Origin of the sequence: Roseibium sp. SCP14 (assembly GCF_040329475.1) — a bacterium.
In the GTDB taxonomy this organism is placed as follows: domain Bacteria; phylum Pseudomonadota; class Alphaproteobacteria; order Rhizobiales; family Stappiaceae; genus Roseibium.
This window is the reverse complement of record NZ_JBDZYH010000027.1, coordinates 1-494: the sequence shown is the minus strand read 5'-3', so window position 1 is coordinate 494 and position 494 is coordinate 1. Positions and strand designations below refer to the sequence as shown.

Below are 494 nucleotides of genomic sequence, written 5' to 3'. Positions count from 1 at the left end.
CCCCCACCCGATCCCATCCCGAACTCGGCCGTGAAACTCCCCAGCGCCAATGGTACTGCATCTTAAGGTGTGGGAGAGTAGGTCGCTGCCAGGCCTGCAAAACGCAGTTTGATGAAATCTCTTCAACTTAAGCGCTCACGGCCGTACCGGGCTCTGCCCTGGCCTCCGCGAGGGCGGCCAAAAGTGGCCGACGCGCTTTGCGCTTGCCTTCGCTGCGCTTCGGAACACACGTTCCAATCCAGCGAGATTAGATATTGAGCGTCTCCAAAATGGAGCAGCTCCCGCGACGCCCGCAGATCCAAAGGATCGAGGACGCGCAAAACAAAAATGTCCGGGCTAAACGAAGCCCATCCAGGATACTTCGGTACCCAGGAACCAAAAAAATAACGCGGGATGGAGCAGCCCGGTAGCTCGTCAGGCTCATAACCTGAAGGTCGCAGGTTCAAATCCTGCTCCCGCAACCAAACAAAACAACCCGGCCACAAGGTCGGGTT

At 57.5% G+C, this 494-nt stretch carries 1 tRNA gene and 1 rRNA gene; both read left to right on the top strand.

Features of this window, described 5'->3' with window-relative positions:
- Nucleotides 1–94, top strand: a 5S ribosomal RNA gene (gene rrf, locus ABLQ08_RS32440); the annotation flags it as partial.
- A gap of 293 nt (nt 95–387) precedes the next feature.
- A tRNA-Met gene (locus tag ABLQ08_RS32435) sits at nt 388–464 on the top strand.
- The last annotated feature ends 30 nt before the right edge of the window (nt 465–494 follow it).